Consider the following 17,833-nt stretch of genomic DNA (forward strand, 5'->3'; position numbering starts at 1 on the left):
CCCCATCTCAGCGCACCACCAGCGCACCGAGCATCAGCGCGGCGGGCTCGATGACGTCGAGCAGGAAGCGCGGGAAGACCCCGATCACCACCGCTGCCACCATCAGCGGAATGATCGAGCCTGCTTCGCGGCCGGTCACATCCGGGAACGCCGCACCTGTCGGTTCACCGAGGAACATCCGCTGAAAGGCGCGCAACAGCAGAGCCGCGGTGATCAGAATGCCCAGCACCGCCAATGCGGTGAACACCGGTGCGGGGGCGAACGATCCGGTGAAGATCTGGAACTCGGCAATGAAGCCGGAGAAACCCGGTAGGCCGAGCGAGGCGAACATCGCAGCGGCGGTGACCGCGGTGAGAACAGGGGCTCGGCCCGCCAACCCGCCGTAGGCGTCGATGTCATAGGTATGCCGACGCTCGTAGAGCACCCCCGCGATCAGAAACAGCGCACCCGTGATCAGCCCATGGCTGACCATCTGGGTCACCGCACCCGTGATCGCCAGTGTGCGTGCCTGTTCGGTGTTGCCCGCGATCAGCCCGGCAGCACCGACCGCGAGGACGACGTAACCCATGTGATTGACCGAGGTGTAGGCGATCATGCGCTTGAAGTCGGTCTGGGCCAGAGCGACCAGGGCGCCGTAGAGCACGCTGATCACGCCGACGATCAGGATCACCAGCGCGTAGCGCCGCCACTGGTCGGGCAGCATCGGCATGGCGATCCGCACGAAACCGTAGGTGCCGAGTTTGAGCAGCACACCGGCCAAGATGGCCGATCCGGCGGCAGGAGCCTCGGTGTGCGCGGGCGGTAGCCAGGTATGGAAAGGAACCGTCGGTGTCTTGACCGCCAGGCCGATCACGATGGCAGCCAATGCCACCGTGCCGCGAGCGACATTTCCTGCCAATGGATCGGCCTCGGTCAACTCGACCATATCGAAGGTGTGTGGTGCTGCCGACAAGTACAAGATGATGAAACCGAGCAGCAAGGCCAGCGAGCCGATGAAGGTGTAGAGAAAGAACTGCAGCGCCGCCCGCCGCGCCTGCCCGTGACCCCACCCGTTGATCACGAAGTACATGCCGACGATCGACAGGTCGAAGAACACGAAGAACAGCACCAGGTCCAGCGACACGAACACGCCCAGGCAGACGCTTTCGAGGAACAGGAACAGCGCCGCATAGAACCGAACCCGGCGTGTTTCGCGCAGTGAGTAGACCGCGCAGGCGAGGAACAACACCGTGGTCAGTGCGACGAGCGGCAGGCTGAATCCGTCGACGCCCACGTGATAGCTGGATCCGACAGTAGGTATCCAGGAATGACGTTGCTCGAACGCGAACCCACCATCGACCGGCGGGGTCCGGCGGTAGCCGATCCACAATCCCACGACCAGCACGACTTCGACCGCGCTGACCACCACCCACGTCCATCGGGCCAGGTGATCGCCGATTCGTGGCACGGCCATCAGCACAGCGGCCACAACCATCGGCAGGAAAACCAGAATGCTGAGCACGGTCACCTCACTCTGTTCATCGCGAATCCGACTGTGACAGCGATATTCATCGCAGTGTCAGGACGATCACGGCCAGCAACACCAGACCTACGAACGCTTGGGCGAAGTATTGATGCACCTGCCCTGTCTCTGGGTGACGCGCCCACCGACCCAGAACGCGCGCCGCGGCGGACACGTCTTTCACCGCCGAATCGACCGATTTCTCCACGTGCTCGTTGACACGGTGAGCGAGGGTCACGGTCGCGGTGGCCGTGGCATATACGCCCCTGTCGACCGATTTCTCCACGTGCTCGTCGATACGGTGAGCGAGGGTCACGGTCGCGGTGGCCGTGGCACATACGCCCCTGTTGAGCACCCGATCATCGAAACTCGCCAACCACCGCGCCAGCGCGAACGTCGGCACGACCACCGAAGAGCGGAAGATCTTCTCCAACCCGAGCCAGTCCGCGACCGGTGCCGGTGCGGGAAGATCGCCGCGCCGGTGGATTACCGCGCCTACGACCAGGATCGTCAGCACCGCGAGCAGACCCGACAGCCCGAGTTCCCACCAGGTGGCTTCCACCGCCGCTGCCCCTTCGACCAGCGCGGTGAACTCCTCGCGAACCGGCGCCAGCGCGGCGGCACTCCCCGCCACGGTGGCGACGGCCAGCACGGCGAGGGACACCCGCTCGGCAACCTTCACCCGGCGGGTTCCGTGTTCCTCTGTGTCCCAGTACCTTTGGGTGCCACCGTCGGGCCGGGACCAGACGAGCACGAGCGCTCGCCCCGCGTACACCGCGCTGAGGACCGCGGCGACCAGCCCGGCCAGATACAGGGCGATCGAGTCCGCTCTGGCCACCGCGAGCACCGCGTCCTTGCTGGGCCACAGCGCGAACGGCGGCACGCCCGCCAGGCTGAGCGCACCGATGGTGAAGGTCACGCCGACCACGGGATAGGCGCGCGCTGCCCCGCGCAGACCCGTGAGGTGTTTGGTTCCCAGCGCCGCCAACCAGGCGCCTGCCCCGAGGAACAGCAGGCTCTTGGTCACCGCATGTGCGACCAGTTGTCCTGTACCAGCCGCGATCCCGCCGACGCCCGCGGCCAGGACGATGAAGCCCACTTGGGCACAGGTGGAGGCGGCGAGTAGTTGTTTCAGGTCGGCCTGGCACACCGCGACGGCACCGAGCGCGATCGCGGTGGCGACGCCGATCCAGGCAGTCGCCGGGCCCGCCCACGAGGTGGCAGCCAGCAGGGGGTGCATTCGCAACAGCAGGTAGGCACCCGCGGCGACCATCGTGGCCGAATGCAACAGCGCCGACACCGGACTGGGGCCCGACATGGCCCGCGAGAGCCAGAAGCTGAAGGGCAACTGCGCGGATTTGCCGAGCGCGGCCAGCAACACCCCAGCCGCGACGACATCACGCCAGCGACCGTCGAGGTCGGCGGCGGAATCCAGTGCGAGCGCGCCACCCCCGGCCGCCAGCAGTGCGCCCGCGGCGAGATAGAGGCCGACATCACCGGTACGAGTGGTCAGGAAAGCGACCAGACCGGAGGACACGCGAGAGTCGTCGCGCCAGTGAAAACCGATCAGCGCGTAGGACGCGGCGCCCATGATCTCCCACGCCATCAGCAAGGTGACGACGTTCTGCGCCACCACCGTGACGAGCATCGCCGCGGCGAATACGAGCATGAGGCCGTGGAACCGGGCTTGCGGCTGACCGCGACCCAGATCACCGACCGCGAACACGAGTACGGCGGTGGTCACGGCGGCGACCGTGACCACCATGACCGCCGACAAGCCGTCCACGCCGATCGCGAAGGGAATGCCCGCCATCAACGGAGCCGAGCCGGTCGGTCGATCGACGGCGGTCAGCACGGCCAAGACCGTGCTGACCCCCGCGACCCCGACGCCGAGCGCCGGCGCGAGGTGATCGGCGCGACGGCCACACACCAGCAGCGTCACGCCGACCAGCCCGGGTAGCGCGATCAGTGACCAGAGCATGAGATCAGCCCTTCAGGTCGTCGGCCATATCGACCATGTCGATGTCGCGGGCCCGGAAGATCGCGGTCGTGACGGCGAATCCAGCTGCCATCTCCACCGCCATCGCTGTCATCGCGACCAGCACGAGCACCTGAGGATCGCCGGTCGGCCAGGCGAAATACCAGAACGCGGCCGCTGCCACGATCACCGCGTTGATCATCAACTCCACCCCCATCATGATCATCACGATGGATTGCTGCGACAGCACCCCGTACAGCCCGACGCTGAACAAAGCGGCCGCCAGCAGCAAGAATGCAGGCAGACTCATCGGCTCACTCCGCCCTCGACAGGGTCATCGGGAATGCGCCGTTCGAGCCGGTCGCCGTAGCGGTCGTAGCGACCTCGGTGAGTGGCCAGCACCACCGTCGACACGATCGTGGTGAACAGCACGAGGCCGACGATGATCATCACCAGCATCTTCGATCCCATGATGGACTCACCGAGCTGGACGGTCGGCTCGGCTGCGAGCGGCTGCACCCGTTCCGGCCAGTCGACGAGCAACACGACACTTGCCAACGCGAGGAACACCGCTACCGAGATCCCCAGCGACGCTTTCCGGTTGTGCACCATCGACATCGGCATCAACCCCGCCGGGTTCATCATGTACATGATCATGAACACCACCATGATGACCATCTCCATGATCATCATCAGGACGACGAGGACTCCGAGATAGGCCAGTTCGACCAGGAACACAGTGCCCGCGACGAACAGGAACGACAGCAGCAACGCGAAAGTCGCGCGTGCCATGGAATCGACACGGAAGACCGCGACCCCGGTCGCGACAGCCCCGACCGCACACACCCAGAAGACCACGTGCGTCCACATCGTCGGCTCCTCCTCAACGAATCGTCACGACCGAAACAACCAATGCCTGCAGCAGGATCACCGGCAACAGCACGATCCACGCGATCTCCATGTACCGCGACATTCTGATGGTCGGCCAGCGCCGCCCCAGCCAGATCAGTGCCGCGAGCACGGCCAGGGTCTTCACCAGCGACCACAGCCAGCCGGGCAACCACGGGCCGGCGCCACCGCCGAGAAACAGTGGCACCGCCATGGCCGCGGCCGCAACGAACAGCACGCGGCGGCCCACGGACAGAACAAGGCGATCGACACCGGACACCTCAGCGAAGGCACCACCGGCGATATCCGCGCCCACCGGGGCATCGAAGGGCGCGGTGAAGGACATCGCGGGCACCGAAAGCAGATAGATCAGGAAAGCCACCGGCATGATGACGACGAACCACCGGTCCTGTTGCGCGGCGACGATCTCGGAGATGTCGAGTGAGCCGGCCGCCACCGCGGCACAGATCAGCGCGAACATATGCGGTAGTTCGTACGCCAAGCCCTGGGCTACGAAACGGTAGCCACCGACCAGGGAGAAGGCTGAATCGGCGCCCCACCCGGCCGACCACACCGCCGCCCAGGCAAGGATTTCGACCGCGTTGAACCAGACCAGCGACACACCGCCACCGATGACGACGCGATTATCGACCGGCACCAGCGCCGCCGCCACCACACCGGCCGCGAAGAGGATCAAACCCGCTGTGCGCCAGAGCAATACATCAGCGCCCACGATGCTACGGCGCTGCTGGGTGAGCAGCAGTGCGACAGACCGCAACGGCGCGGACATCGCTACCGCCGGGGAAGCACCGGAAACCCGTGCACTCAGCACGGCTCGGCACACCTCGGCGGCGAGGGCGAGGGTCACCACGACGACCGGCAGCAGCGCGGCTTGCCACCACAGAGCCGGCTCAACCATGCGCCGACTCCCGCTCGGACAAGGTCAGCACCTCGATGTCAGGATCGAGCCCGGCCACGATCAACCGAGCCTCCGCGAGTTCGGCACCGGCCAGCAATTCCGGCAATGCGGCGACGATCCACTGGCAACGACGGATCTCGTCGGCGACGAACACGTTCGGCTTCGCGATCTCATCCTCTGAGCGTGCCGGGGCCGAGTCGGCTGTCCAGCGCAGTAGCCGATCATGCGCGTCGCCGACCACACCCGAGGGCACGTCCGGCCCCGCCGGAATTCGTCCGACGCCGCGCAGTGACCATCTCAGCACCCGCGAACCCGCGACTCGACGCACCCAGCGGCGCCGCCGTGCCTCGCCCGAACGAGACAGATCACCGACCAGCATCTCGTCGCGCACCCGCCGCGCGGTCGTCGCCGCATCCGGCCATCCGGCCACTGTCAGCAGCGTCGATGCCGAGTCCAGCGCCCGGGCCGCTCGCCACCGCCCGCGTTCACCCGCGTCGGCCGGGGCCGCGCGCAACCAGGGCGCCAACCAGAACGGCGCGGTGTCCGAAGGAGATGACAGCACGGTCGCTTTCGCATTGCCGACGACATCCCCCTGCCACTGGGTATCGATGACCAGACCGGCAGGCCACCATGCGAGTATCGGACCCAAAGGCACCGTCAGCACGTCCAGTTTCAGGCCGTCCCGATCATCGGCCCGATCGGCCATCGCCAACCCGCCCGGCGTCATCGTGCCCATATCGTGCTCGTGTCCCCCATGACCCGCGCCGCCCGAAGTGTGTTGCATGGGCTCGTGCGCATGTTCGTGTGCAGCGGGGTGCTGCTCGGACGCCGGCGGATGCTCGTGTTCGGCAGTCTCGTGCTGGTCGGCGTCGGTATCGGTGCCCGCGTGCAGTCGGGAAACCGCCGCATCGAGTTCTGCTGCGGCGGCTTCGGGTGCGGTGATCCGAGCGCGAGCTCTCGGCATGGACATGCTCTCGAAGACCCGGTCGGCCGAAGAGCCGAACTCGTGCTCCGCGGCGCCCGCGATGACCAGCAGATCGGCCGCGGCCGGACTGTCGACCTGGCGCCAGCCGTGCTCACGGATCTCACGTTCGACAGCCACTCGTGCGGCGGTGCCGCCCGGGGCGGTGACGACGAAGGGCACAACGGCGACTCGTCCCCGCAGCCAGGTACTCAGACCCATCGCAGCGCACCCTCTCGCCAGGCATACAGGACCGCGATCATCAGAACGGCGAGGAATCCGAACATCTCGGCGACCGCCATGACCCCGAGATCGGCGACCACGACCGACCACGGGTACATGAACACCATCTCCATATCGAATGCCAGGAAGATCATCGTGATCGTGTACCAGCGGACGTGATAGCGAGATACCGCGTGCTCGGTGGCGGCCGCGCCGGACAGGAACGGTCCGGTATCGACCGCGACCGGTCCCGACCGTCCAGCCCGGGCTGCCGCGTACACCACAGCGATCGACGCCGCCGCCACGGCAAGGACCACGAGCAGATTGAGCATCGCCGCACCTCCTGATCACCCGCGAGGGACAGTACTATTTTCGGTACGTGATCGGCGGGCCCGACACGGTCTGTCACGAGGTGGCCGCTCGGTCCGGAGTACATGGACTGCTTATGATCGATGTAGCGGTCATAAGCCCATCGCAGCCGCGAGCCTGGCTGGGTGGGGCGCCGCCGTCGACTCACAGGATTCGAATTTCAGCCGGTGCTGTTTCTCGGCAGCAGCAAGGCCACTCAGTGCCATCCCGAACCTTCCGCTCTCAGCCCAAGGACACCAACGGACACCTTAATCCATTATTCTACTCAATACTGGATTAAGAACTCGGTAGCGCCAGCTGCCCGGTCCATCTCCCTAGAGGAAGAGTCCGTCGTGCCCCACACCCCTACCCACCACAGTTCCGACTCCGATCCAGCCATCTCCGCCCACGTCCAGCGTCGCACTCTCGGAGTTTTGGTTTCGGCTCAGATCCTCAGCGGCGCGGGGTTGGCCGCGGGAATCACCGTGGGTGCACTACTGGCTCAGGACATGCTCCACTCGACGAGTCTGGCCGGGCTCCCGAGCGCCTTGTTCACAGCGGGGTCGGCCCTGGCCGCGGTCGGCGTAGGGCGGTTGTCTCAATCGCATGGTCGTCGGCCTGGGTTGGCGGCAGGATACTTCGCCGGTGCGCTCGGCAGTGTCGGTGTGATCGTCGCTGCGGTGTTGGACAATCCGGGACTGTTGTTCGTTGCGTTGTTCGTCTACGGCGCGGGTACAGCCACCAACTTGCAGGCCCGGTACGCCGGAGCGGATCTGGCCACTGTTTCGCACCGGGGCCGGGCGGTATCGACGGTGCTGGTCGCGACCACGCTGGGTGGTGTCGTCGGCCCCAATCTCGCCGCGCCGACCGGTGAGCTCGCTGAGGTGTTCGGCATCCCGTACTTGGCAGGTCCATTTCTGCTCGCCGCGTTGGCCTACGGGTTGGCTGCGGTGGTGCTGGCGATCTGGCTGCGGCCCGATCCCCTGCTGCTGGCCCGCCACCTGGCCGCCGAAGTCCAAGAACCCATCCAATCGTCCTCGGCGCTCGAGACTGCACCCGTCGTGGACGCTGGGCGTGGAATCGCGGTGGGCGGGTTCGTGATGGCCCTGACGCAGTTGGTGATGGTGGCGATCATGACGATGACGCCGGTGCACATGCTCGCCCACGGTCACGGCACAGCGGCCGCGGGCATGGTGATCGCCGTTCACGTCGGTGCGATGTATCTACCCTCGCCACTGACAGGTTGGCTGGTGGACCGTTTCGGTCGGTTGCCGGTCGCGGGCGCTTCCGGGGTCACCTTGCTCGCGGCCGGGTTGCTGGCCGCGCTCGCGCCCTCGGATTCGGTGGTGTTACTGGCGGCGGCGTTGGCCTTGCTGGGGCTGGGCTGGAATCTGGGGTTGGTTGCCGGTACCGCGATCATCACCGATACGGTGCCGTTGGCCACTCGGGCCAAAACCCAGGGAACAGTGGATGTTTCCATCGCTGTCGCCGGTGCGACCGGTGGCATGGGGTCGGGGTTGATGGTCGCGGCGACGAGTTATCCGATCCTCGCACTCGCCGGTGGGGTGCTCGCACTGGCCGTGGTGCCCGCCGCCGCGCTGGCCGGACGCCACGGGTCGAAACTGTGACTCTGCGGTCTTGGCGAACAGACGATGCCACCGAGGACGGCGCCGACGACGTAGCCGAGGTCGCACCAAACGCGATGCCGCGACACGCGCCCACTGTCCCGCAGGCGGGTACGCTATTCCACAGATGATTGGAGGAGTGGTGAGGGAAGACCGACCTGCCGCGAAGTCGGCCCTGTATGAGGCATTCGCTGCCAGCGGCAAAGCTCTCGCCAGCGGCAAGCGTCTCGAGTTGCTCGATCTACTCGCCCAGGGTGAGCGGACCGTCGAATCGCTCGCTACTGCCGCCGGACTGAACCTCACGACCGCCTCGGCGCACTTGCAGACGCTCAAGCAGGCCGGTTTCGTCGCGACCCGACGCGAGGGCGTGCGGATCCACTACCGCCTCGCCGGTGACGACGTGGCACAGCTGTTCGCCTTGCTGCGCAAGGTCGCCGAAGCCCACCAGCCCGCCGTGGCGCCGGCGCGCGACTCGTACCTGGGCGCCGCCGACGGGCCGGAGATGACCCGCGAGGAACTGCTGGCCCGTGCCGAATCCGGGGAAATATTGGTCCTGGATGTGCGCCCGGCACCGGAGTACCAGGCCGCCCATATACCCGCTGCGGTCAACATCCCCGTCGACCAGCTCGTCGACCGGATCGCCGAGCTCCCCGCCGAGAGCGAGATCGTCGTCTACTGCCGTGGCGAGTACTGCGTGCTGGCCTACGACGCCGTTCGGCTGCTCACCGACCACGGCCGTCGCGCGATCCGCCTCCACGACGGCATGCTCGAATGGCGCCTGGCCGAACTACCCTTCGCCGCGGCGCCTGCCTGATATCCGACGAGCAACCGGCAGACCCGCTGAGCTTGCCGATCGTCCGCGTCAGCGGCCGCACCGAGAACACCGCAGCATCGAGTCCGGTTTCCGAGCCCAGCGGGGTGCGGGGCGGTTCATGACGGCCGGCGATCGGACACGGTCGCGGCACCGAGCACGTGCTCAGCCGCCGGGAACGGAAACCGGTGACGGGATCACCACGGAGCACTCACCCAACGCGCCCTCGCCGATCTCCTCGACGTCACTCCCCGCAGTGTCACCGGCCTGCTCGACCGACTCGCCACCGATGGCTACGTCGAACGACGACCGCACCCGAGCGACCGCCGCGCCACGCTGGTGACCCCTCACCGAACAGGGCGCGACCTTCACCGAGACCCTGAGAACAGAACGCGACGAGATGGCCGCGGCACTTCTCGGCGGACTCCTCACGCGGTCGGACGAAGTACCGATTACTTTCGCGCTGCGATCGCCTCCGTATTGGTAGGAGGTGGTCACCATGGCCGAACCGTTCTTTGTCCGGGACCGAGCCCGCGCGATCACGCCACCTGTGCGGGGAAACGGTGAGCTGGGTACACGAGCTCATCGGTCACGGACTTCACGCGCTGACGTGAACAAACAAGAAAAAGAGAAGCAGATGTTGCTGGAGAAAAAGAACGTGGTCGTCTACGGCGCGGGTGGAGCGGTCGGTAGGGCAGTCGCCCGTGGATTTGCCGACGAAGGTGCTCGGGTCTTCCTGACTGGGCGAAATCGCGACAATGTCGAGGCCGTCGCAAAGGAAATCGCCGACGCGGGCGGAACCGCCGAAAGAGCCGTGGTCGACGCCTTGGACGAGAAATCCGTCACCGAACACCTCGGCGCCCTCATCGCCGACGCCGGTCGTATCGACGTGTCGTTCAACGCGATCGGAATCTCCCCGCGGGGGCTGCAAGGAATCCCGTTCACCGATCTGCCGGTCGACAACTTCATGCGACCGATCACGACATACGCGCGAGCTCACTTCGTTACCGCGAAATCGGCTGCACGGCACATGATTCCCCAACGATCTGGCGTGATCCTGATGCACACACCCGAACCCGCCCGCGTGAGTCTGCCGCTGGTGGGGGGCATGAGCGTGGGTTGGGCGGCGATGGAGGCCCTCAACCGCGCGTTGTCGGCCGAATGGGCACAGCACGGTGTCCGCTCGATCTGCCTGCGCACGACAGGTCTGGTCGAAACACCGACCGTCGAGGTCGTTTATGGGCTGCACTCCGCCGCGATGGGCATCCCCCGAGACCAATTCACCGCCATGGTCACCTCGATGACACACCGCAAACGCCCCACCGCACTGGCCGAACTCGTCTCGGTCGCGGTATTCCTCGCCTCCGACCAAGCCTCCGCGATGACCGGAACCGTTGCCAACCTGACCGGCGGAATCATCGTCGACTGATCACAACAGCTCCCGGCTGCCACTCCCCTCGTGGCCTGGGCACCACCCTCGATTCAAGGAGCAAGCCGATGAACGATCTACTCGCGACCGCGGTCGCCGCGCACGGCGGTCTGGACCGGTGGAACCGGATCAAGACGATCAACGTCAATGCCGCCATCAGCGGGGCCTTCTGGCAGATCAAGGGAAAGGCGGACGCCATGAGCGACGTTCGCCTCGAGGTGGACACCACACGGCAACAGTTGACGATGGACTACGTCAGTCAAGATCGACGCTCACTGTTCCAGCCGGACCGGGTGGTTCTGCAGAAATCCGACGGCACAGTTGTCGACGCACGCGACAACCCGGAGCGGTCGTTCGCCGGTCACGAGTTCCACACACCGTGGGACGATTTGCATCTCGCGTACTTCACCGGGGAAGCCCTGTGGACGTATTTGAACACGCCGTTCCTGTTGACCTGGCCGGGGTTCGTCTGCGAGGAGATCGCGCCCGTCGAGGCCGACGGTGAAACTTGGCGGCGGTTGCGCGTGAGCTTTCCCGACCACATCAAAAGCCACACCCGCGAGCAGGTGTTCTGCTTCGGTCCGGACGGGCTGCTGCGCCGCCACGACTTCACCATCGACATCGTCGACCCGACCACCGAATCACACCTGTATGCCGCTGACTACCACGACGTCGACGGCATCATCATCCCAGCTACCAGACGGGCCTACGCCCCGATGGGCGATGACCGGATCGTCCTGGTCGCCATCGACATGGCCGACATCACCATTCGCTGATCCGAAACTCCTCCCGTACAAGGACCTCACCATGAACAGCACCCACCCGGTCAAGGCGGTCACCGCTGCGGAATGGGAAACCGCGCGCTTACAGCTGTTGACTAAGGAGCAAGAACTGACTCGCGCCCGAGACGCGGTGGCCGCCGACCGGAGGCGAAGGCCGTGGTTGAGGATCGACCAGGACTACATCTTCGACGGGCCCGACGGAACAGCCCACCTGCCCGATCTGTTCGGGGGCCGTCGCCAGTTGCTGCTCTACCGTGCCTTTTTCGAGCCCGGCGTGTCCGGCTGGCCCGACCACGCATGTGTCGGCTGCTCGCTGATGGCCGACCAGGTCGCCCATCTGGCCCATCTCAATGCCCGCGACACCACCCTGGCGTTCGCCTCACGCGCGCCCCAACCCGATATCGAGCGGGTGCAGGCGCGGATGGGCTGGTCCATACCGTGGTACACGATCACCGATAGCTTCGACACCGACTTCGGTGTGGCCGATTGGTACGGCACCAACGCCTTCATTCGCGCCGGCGACAGCGTCTACCGCACCTACTTCGTCAACGACCGCGAGCACGAGCCGATGGGTGCGACGTTGAGTTCCCTCGACTTCACCGCACTCGGACGCCAGGAAGACTCGGAAGACTCGCCGACCGGCTACCCCCAGGCGCCGCGATTCTCGTGGCTCGACCGACACGACGAATACGGCCCCACCGAGACATCAGCTACCGGATCGGCGGATCATGCACACTGTGACTGAGACCGAGTCCAGCGACGAGGATTTCGGGCGGTTGAGCGAACCGTTCCGGCGCGAGCTGCTGGCCTACTGCTATCGCATGCTCGGCTCGGCCCATGAGGCCGAAGAAGTGGTTCAGGAGGTCTATCTCGACGCCTGGCGGGCATACGGCGGGTTCGAGGGCCGGTCGTCGTTGCGGACCTGGCTCTACCGCATCGCGACCCGGGCGTGTTTCAAAGCGCTGGAGAAGAACAGACGCAGGCCGCTGCCGGCCGATCTCAGCGCTCCCGAGACGAACCTGGACACCAGGCTGGTCAAGCGATCCAGGGAGACACCATGGCTGCAGCCCATACCCGACTTCCTGTTCACGGCCGCACCGACCGACCCGGCAACCGTGGTGGTGCAACGACAGACCATGCGACTGGCGCTGATCGGGGCACTCCAACAATTACCACCGCGACAACGCGTGGTGCTGATTCTTCGTGACGTGCTGCAGTGGCGGACCACCGAAGTCGCGGAACTGCTGGAGATGACGACTGCGGCCGTCAACAGCGCGCTACAGCGGGCGCGGGATCAGGTTCCGCTCAGCGAGGACGGCGTGACCGAACCCGCCGAACCACGGCAGCGAGCCCTGCTCGACCGATATGTCACCGCCTTCGAAACCGCCGACGTCGATCAACTCGTCGCTGTGTTGACCGAGGACGCGAGATGGGAAATGCCGCCGATCACCACGTGGTTCGAGGGCCGTGAGACCATCCTCGCCTTCCTCACCGCACAGATGCGGATGATCGGGCCTGCCGAACTCCGCGCCACCTCCGCCAATGGGCAACCCGCCTTCGCGGTGTACGCCCGCGACCACGACGGTGTACCCCGTCCGCACGCCCTGCACGTACTGACGATCAACGCCGACGGCGTCAGCAGGATCGTCGCATTCCACGGAACCGAACTGTTTCCGCTGTTCGGGCTCTGACCGGGCAACGGCATGTCCGAACCGACGAACATCGACCGTCACGATGCCACGCTGCACGCAGAGTTGCGGCTGTTCTGCCACCTCATGCTCGGATCGGCCGATGCCACCGACCGCGCAATGCGGTCGATCTACCGTCGCGCACTCGACAGCCACGACGAGTATGAGAACCGGCCGTCCGAACGCATTCGACTGTTCCGTATCGCAGCCGAACTCTGCAGGGCGACACAGGGGCAGGAGAGTTCAGAGGCGTAATCGACACCGTCGGTGTTCTCGGGAAAGCAGGTGAGAATTGGGTCAGCTGTCCGGCGGACGAGTAGCGTCGAAGTCCGGTACAAATTCTGGACTGGGGTACACATGGCACGCGGAATCGAATACTGCCCGGTGGCGGCGGGAGTCGAGGTGGTCGGCGACCGGTGGACGCTACTCCTGGTCCGCGAACTCTTGCTCGGCTCGTACCGGTTCAACGACATCCATCGCGGCCTGCCGGGAATCAGCCGGACCTTGCTGTCGGCACGGCTACGCCGGCTGCAACTGCACGGCGTGGTGATCCGAGTACTCGATGATCAGGACCGTCCCGAGTATCGGCTGACCCCCGCCGGTGCCGCCCTGCAGGATCTGGTGTGGCAACTCGGTGATTGGGCCCGCCGGTGGACGTTCGGTGACCCCGAGGACGAGCAACTCGATGCCGGCTCAGCACTGTGGCGCCTACGGCAGTTCGTCTGCCGCGACCACCTGCCCGCGCGCCGGGTGACGATCGAGTTCATTGTGCACAGTACGACCGAAGAACGCGGGTGGCTCGTGCTCACCCCGGAGGAGGTCAGCGCGTGCAGGCAACATCCCGGATACGACACCGATCTCTGGGTCACCGGTGATCTGCGGGAGCTGCACCGGCTGGTCGCCGGAACATCGACCATCGAAATCGCCACCGGCTCCGATCGACTCCGGCTCGCCGGAGAACCCGAACTGGTCACCGGTTTTCCCCGATGGTTCTCCTGGCGTAACCCGATGAACTCGCAGCAGCCGACGCGGATCACTGAAGGTGAGATCGACCAGTCTCACCGATCATTCGCCGATACGAACATCTCCCGATGCCGGCCGACGTCCGGATCCACCGATGCGTGACATCACAGATGGCACTACGGTCGGGCAGGACCCCGGATAGCTACGCATATCCGCAGCGTGTGGTCGGTTCGCACCCTCGAAACATCCCCCCGGACTTGTTCGCAACAATCCAGAACTCTCGATGCTGTCGGGGCTTTATGCTTTCCCTGGCCCGATGATCGATTACCGCAGGGGAACTGTTGCGGGACAGCGGGTTTCGTAGCTCGTCCGATCTGACAAATGCGCAGACAAGGGGATTCACCATGGACTTTCCCGAGGGCAGCTTCTTCATCAGGAACGTAGCCAGCGATCTGATGCTCGACGTCAAGGGCGCCAGCACACAGCCGGGAGCTGGGATCGTGCTCGAGGACCGCAATACCAGCGGTACGGCCAACTCTCAACTATGGAAGTACGACAACGGGTTCATCGTCAACGTCAACAGCGGACTCGTCCTGGAAGTGCCGGGCTTCGAAGGCGGCGGAAACATCCGGCCCGGATCCGCACTGGCCCAGGCCGACAAGCGGGAGCAGCCCGACAGCCTCAACCAGCTCTGGGCTTACAACTACGAGCACTTGATGCCTTACGACCCGAAGGTCTGCGTTCAAGGTCAGGGCGGGGAGACGTCGGCCGGCACCGAGGTCGTCGCTGATCACCTGATCATGCACGAGCTCACACAGCAGTGGATGCTGGATCCGCAATAGTCACGCCGCGGCATGAGTATTGCCGCTGATCACGATGCCCGGCAGCCGATCGCTGCCGGGCATCGGCGCAGTGCCCGGCCGGTACGGCGCTGGTCACGCCGGGAGAGCGGGGCGATACGGCCTCCACGAGCTCACTAGGCTGCCGACCATGAGTCCTCTCTGGCGCGGGGCAACCCGGATCTTTCTGCGCAGCGGCGTGGTTTTCGGCATTGTCATGGCGCTCTACCTGGGATTGATCTTCGGCTCCGTGCGAGGTGGGGTGATCGCCGGAGTGATCGGCGGGCTGCTGTTCGGTGCGATCATCACCGGGTTTTCGATTGTGCGGGCTCGCAGCGATGGCACCGTCCACGACCTCGGAGCCGATATGCACCAGCAGGTTTCCCTCGAGGTGGGGCGGCCCGCCGGAGAGGCGTTCGCGGCGGCCGAACGGGTACTGGCCGAGGTACCGGCGACCATCACACAGCGCGATCCCGCCGCTGGGGTACTCACCGCGCGCACGAAGGTGTCCTGGATGAGCTGGGGCGAGAACCTGCACGTCGTGGTGGCCGAACGGCCCGAGGGCAGCATGGTGGAGGTCTCCAGCCGTCCGCGCCTTCGGATCACGACCGTCGACTACGGCCGCAATCTCCAGAATGTGCGATCGATCGTGCGGGCGCTGACCGTGCCGGCGTAGCCCTCGCCGGTGCGATGCTCGCCGTCATCGCCCACTGGCTCGAAGAACTGCCACAGACACCGGCATCCGAAGTCGCGCACTGGCATATGGGCGATCATCACCAGACCGGATGGCGAGAGCACCCACTCGACGAGCGATGAGACGCAAAACGGGCCGTGCAGACGCGTAGTGCCCGGCTGTTGGCACGGCGCCTGGTGGTGAACGCCGAGCTCGCCCATCGCCCGGCCGCGACGCCGACAACGGTAAGTTACTATCGATTCCAGCGCTGCTGCGCGCTCCCCTGCACACGCCGGCACCCTCCCGAGTCAGCGGTCGCCACCCCTGCCGGGATCACCCTGGTATGGCGCAACGCACCCGGTAGGCCCGATCTCGACAGCCGATCGGCGGCGCCACACCGATTCGGCCAAAGCGCGAACAACTACGCCAACCGCTTGCTAAGTTAATATCCATTCTGCCCCACAGCGCTTGGGCTTCGACAGCTCTCCGCGCGTAGGGGTGACCTCGTACTCGATGGGGAGTGACGTCATGGATGGACTCAACAGACGTAACGCGTTGAAAGCCGGTGGTATCGCGGGCGCCCTGGGCGCCTTCGCGATCATCGGGCCCGCGCGAGCGCAACCGTGGACCTGGTCACCGCACGGCTCGGTCGCCGGATCCGGGTCCGGTGCCGACCCGATGACCGTGTGGGATCCCGAGGCCGACGAACTGGTCGCCGGGCTGATCGAGCGCGGCGAAGTACCCCGGGTCAACGAGTTGCTGCGGACATGGACCCGCAACGGTCAAGCCCTGCCGGACGGGTTGCCTTCCGGCCTGCGGGATTTCATGGAGTACGCCCGACGGCTGCCACAGTGGACCGATCATGCCAAGTTGCACACCGCCATCGAGTTCAACAAGAAGCGCGGGCTGTATCTCGGCGTCCTCTACGGGTTCGCCAGCGGGATGATGAGCACTGTCATCCCGAAGGAAGCCAAGGCGGTGTACTACTCCAAAGGCGGCCACGACCTCAAGGACCGCATTTCCAAGACCGCCAAACTCGGCTACGACATCGGTAGCGCCGGTGCCTATACCGACGACGGGGAAATGATCGTAACCTGCGTCAAAACTCGGCTCGTCCACGCAGCGGTGCGACATCTGTTGCCGCAATCGCCGCACTGGGTACATTCGGCCGAGGAAAGCATTCCGATCAGCCAGAACGACATCATGGTCACCTGGCACAGCCTGCCCACAACCGTCATGAAGCACCTCACCGCATGGCAGGTGCCGATTCCGGCCCACGAATCAGCAGCATTCCTGCATTCCTGGCAGGTCGCCGCGCACCTGCTCGGCGTTCGCGACGAATACATCCCCAACTCGTGGCCGCAAGCCAATTCCCAAGCGGCACAGGTTCTCGACCCGATCATCGCACCGACACCCGAAGGAGCGAAACTCGCCGACCGGCTCCTCGGCCTCGGCGCCAACATCGACTTCGCCATCCTGAGCAAACCGGTCCTCGGATCGTTCACCCGCTTCCTGCTCGGTGACAAGATCGCAGACGGACTCGCCATCCCACGAGAGCCGGTGTGGGATCCACTGCTCCGACTCAGCTGGGGACCGTTCATCGCCGTCCGTGAGGGCTTGCTCAGCGCGGCACCGATCGCGGCCGAGCCCTACTGGCTCCTCGACGAATTCCTTCGCAAAGCTGCGCTGATCTACCTGTCCGACCTGCGCATGCCCATCAGCATCGAACTGCCGACGATGAACCGCGACATGAGCCGACCACCGCGCTGAACCATGCGAAACCAGCTGGTGACACCGCTGATTCGCACGGCTCATCACCGGGCAAGGCCGACAACGAAGGACCAAGATGCGTAACACTCTGAATTTCACCGCAGCCACGCTTGCCGCAACGGCGCTTGTCGGCGCCGCACCCGCGATCGCGCAACCCGGATCCGAGCCGACGACCGCGCCGATCGCCACCGAATCCGCAACCGGCTCGTCGGCAGCGGACTCCGCTTCGGCAGGGGCCCAGTCGGCTGTCCACTTCATCGAACAGGGGGACGTCATCGGTCTACTCGTGGTCGTGGGCCTCACCCCACTGCACATGCTGACCAGCGGCATCTGCGACCTGGCCACGATGTCGGCCCTTCCGGACCCCTGCTTGCCGACTCGCTACCAGGCAGCCAGTTAGCGACAGACTGGACAGGCGAAAACAGGTCGGTCCGGC

The 17,833-nt window shown here is 65.5% G+C and carries 19 protein-coding genes and 1 pseudogene; 13 read left to right on the forward strand and 7 right to left on the reverse strand.

Going from position 1 to position 17,833, the window contains the following annotated elements:
- Positions 1-7 precede the first annotated feature (7 nt).
- From ACFO5K_RS19505 to ACFO5K_RS19535, 7 genes are read right to left on the reverse strand one after another with little or no spacing between them, the layout of a single operon-like run.
- Positions 8-1,501, reverse strand: a complete 1,494-nt coding sequence (locus tag ACFO5K_RS19505; RefSeq protein ID WP_378566196.1) for a complex I subunit 4 family protein — start codon at positions 1,499-1,501, stop codon at positions 8-10.
- 46 nt (positions 1,502-1,547) lie between these two features.
- Complete coding sequence (locus tag ACFO5K_RS19510; RefSeq protein WP_378564756.1) at positions 1,548-3,482, reverse strand: NADH-quinone oxidoreductase subunit 5 family protein; 1,935 nt, start codon at positions 3,480-3,482, stop codon at positions 1,548-1,550.
- A 4-nt stretch (positions 3,483-3,486) separates the two neighbouring features.
- Positions 3,487-3,789 (reverse strand): NADH-quinone oxidoreductase subunit NuoK, encoded by a 303-nt coding sequence (nuoK, locus tag ACFO5K_RS19515; protein ID WP_378564759.1) that lies wholly within the window; start codon positions 3,787-3,789, stop codon positions 3,487-3,489.
- A complete protein-coding gene (locus ACFO5K_RS19520) occupies positions 3,786-4,349 on the reverse strand; it encodes an NADH-quinone oxidoreductase subunit J (protein WP_378564762.1) in 564 nt (187 codons plus the stop codon). The genes nuoK and ACFO5K_RS19520 overlap by 4 nt, the downstream gene beginning before the upstream one ends.
- A gap of 13 nt (positions 4,350-4,362) precedes the next feature.
- Positions 4,363-5,286, reverse strand: coding sequence for a complex I subunit 1 family protein (locus ACFO5K_RS19525; protein ID WP_378564765.1), 924 nt, complete (start codon positions 5,284-5,286; stop codon positions 4,363-4,365).
- On the reverse strand, positions 5,279-6,469 hold the full coding sequence (locus tag ACFO5K_RS19530; protein WP_378564768.1) for a hypothetical protein: 1,191 nt from the start codon (positions 6,467-6,469) through the stop codon (positions 5,279-5,281). The genes ACFO5K_RS19525 and ACFO5K_RS19530 overlap by 8 nt, the downstream gene beginning before the upstream one ends.
- A complete protein-coding gene (locus ACFO5K_RS19535; RefSeq protein ID WP_378564771.1) occupies positions 6,460-6,801 on the reverse strand; it encodes an NADH-quinone oxidoreductase subunit A in 342 nt (113 codons plus the stop codon). The genes ACFO5K_RS19530 and ACFO5K_RS19535 overlap by 10 nt, the downstream gene beginning before the upstream one ends.
- Positions 6,802-7,215: 414 nt before the next feature.
- On the opposite strand from ACFO5K_RS19535, the gene ACFO5K_RS19540 reads away from it, so the two are divergent.
- The 13 genes and pseudogenes from ACFO5K_RS19540 (at position 7,216) to ACFO5K_RS19600 (ending at position 17,797) form a co-directional block, all read left to right on the forward strand.
- Entirely contained in the window at positions 7,216-8,445 is a 1,230-nt protein-coding gene (locus ACFO5K_RS19540) for an MFS transporter (RefSeq protein WP_378566199.1), read from the forward strand.
- 139 nt (positions 8,446-8,584) lie between these two features.
- The gene (locus ACFO5K_RS19545) at positions 8,585-9,256 is read left to right on the forward strand and encodes an ArsR/SmtB family transcription factor (protein WP_378564774.1); all 672 of its coding nucleotides are present in this window, start codon (positions 8,585-8,587) and stop codon (positions 9,254-9,256) included.
- A 255-nt stretch (positions 9,257-9,511) separates the two neighbouring features.
- A pseudogene (locus tag ACFO5K_RS19550) lies at positions 9,512-9,820 on the forward strand (MarR family transcriptional regulator); the annotation flags it as partial.
- 70 nt (positions 9,821-9,890) lie between these two features.
- Entirely contained in the window at positions 9,891-10,682 is a 792-nt protein-coding gene (locus tag ACFO5K_RS19555) for an SDR family NAD(P)-dependent oxidoreductase (RefSeq protein WP_378564777.1), read from the forward strand.
- Between the two features lie 68 nt (positions 10,683-10,750).
- Positions 10,751-11,458 (forward strand): hypothetical protein, encoded by a 708-nt coding sequence (locus ACFO5K_RS19560; protein WP_378564780.1) that lies wholly within the window; start codon positions 10,751-10,753, stop codon positions 11,456-11,458.
- Between the two features lie 31 nt (positions 11,459-11,489).
- Positions 11,490-12,209 (forward strand): DUF899 domain-containing protein, encoded by a 720-nt coding sequence (locus ACFO5K_RS19565; RefSeq protein ID WP_378564783.1) that lies wholly within the window; start codon positions 11,490-11,492, stop codon positions 12,207-12,209.
- Complete coding sequence (locus ACFO5K_RS19570) at positions 12,193-13,155, forward strand: sigma-70 family RNA polymerase sigma factor (protein ID WP_378564786.1); 963 nt, start codon at positions 12,193-12,195, stop codon at positions 13,153-13,155. The genes ACFO5K_RS19565 and ACFO5K_RS19570 overlap by 17 nt, the downstream gene beginning before the upstream one ends.
- 12 nt (positions 13,156-13,167) lie before the next feature.
- A complete protein-coding gene (locus ACFO5K_RS19575; RefSeq protein ID WP_378564789.1) occupies positions 13,168-13,407 on the forward strand; it encodes a hypothetical protein in 240 nt (79 codons plus the stop codon).
- A 102-nt stretch (positions 13,408-13,509) separates the two neighbouring features.
- On the forward strand, positions 13,510-14,277 hold the full coding sequence (locus tag ACFO5K_RS19580; protein ID WP_378564792.1) for a winged helix-turn-helix transcriptional regulator: 768 nt from the start codon (positions 13,510-13,512) through the stop codon (positions 14,275-14,277).
- Between the two features lie 242 nt (positions 14,278-14,519).
- Positions 14,520-14,957 carry an RICIN domain-containing protein gene (locus ACFO5K_RS19585; RefSeq protein WP_378564795.1) on the forward strand — a complete coding sequence of 146 codons (438 nt, stop codon included), beginning with the start codon at positions 14,520-14,522 and terminating at the stop codon, positions 14,955-14,957.
- A 148-nt stretch (positions 14,958-15,105) separates the two neighbouring features.
- Positions 15,106-15,630, forward strand: a complete 525-nt coding sequence (locus tag ACFO5K_RS19590; RefSeq protein ID WP_378564798.1) for a hypothetical protein — start codon at positions 15,106-15,108, stop codon at positions 15,628-15,630.
- A gap of 525 nt (positions 15,631-16,155) precedes the next feature.
- Complete coding sequence (locus ACFO5K_RS19595) at positions 16,156-17,397, forward strand: oxygenase MpaB family protein (RefSeq protein WP_378564801.1); 1,242 nt, start codon at positions 16,156-16,158, stop codon at positions 17,395-17,397.
- A 76-nt stretch (positions 17,398-17,473) separates the two neighbouring features.
- Entirely contained in the window at positions 17,474-17,797 is a 324-nt protein-coding gene (locus ACFO5K_RS19600; RefSeq protein WP_378564804.1) for a hypothetical protein, read from the forward strand.
- Positions 17,798-17,833: the final 36 nt, after the last annotated feature.

It is taken from the genome of Nocardia halotolerans, assembly GCF_042650145.1.
Classification (GTDB): Bacteria; Actinomycetota; Actinomycetes; order Mycobacteriales; family Mycobacteriaceae; genus Nocardia; species Nocardia halotolerans.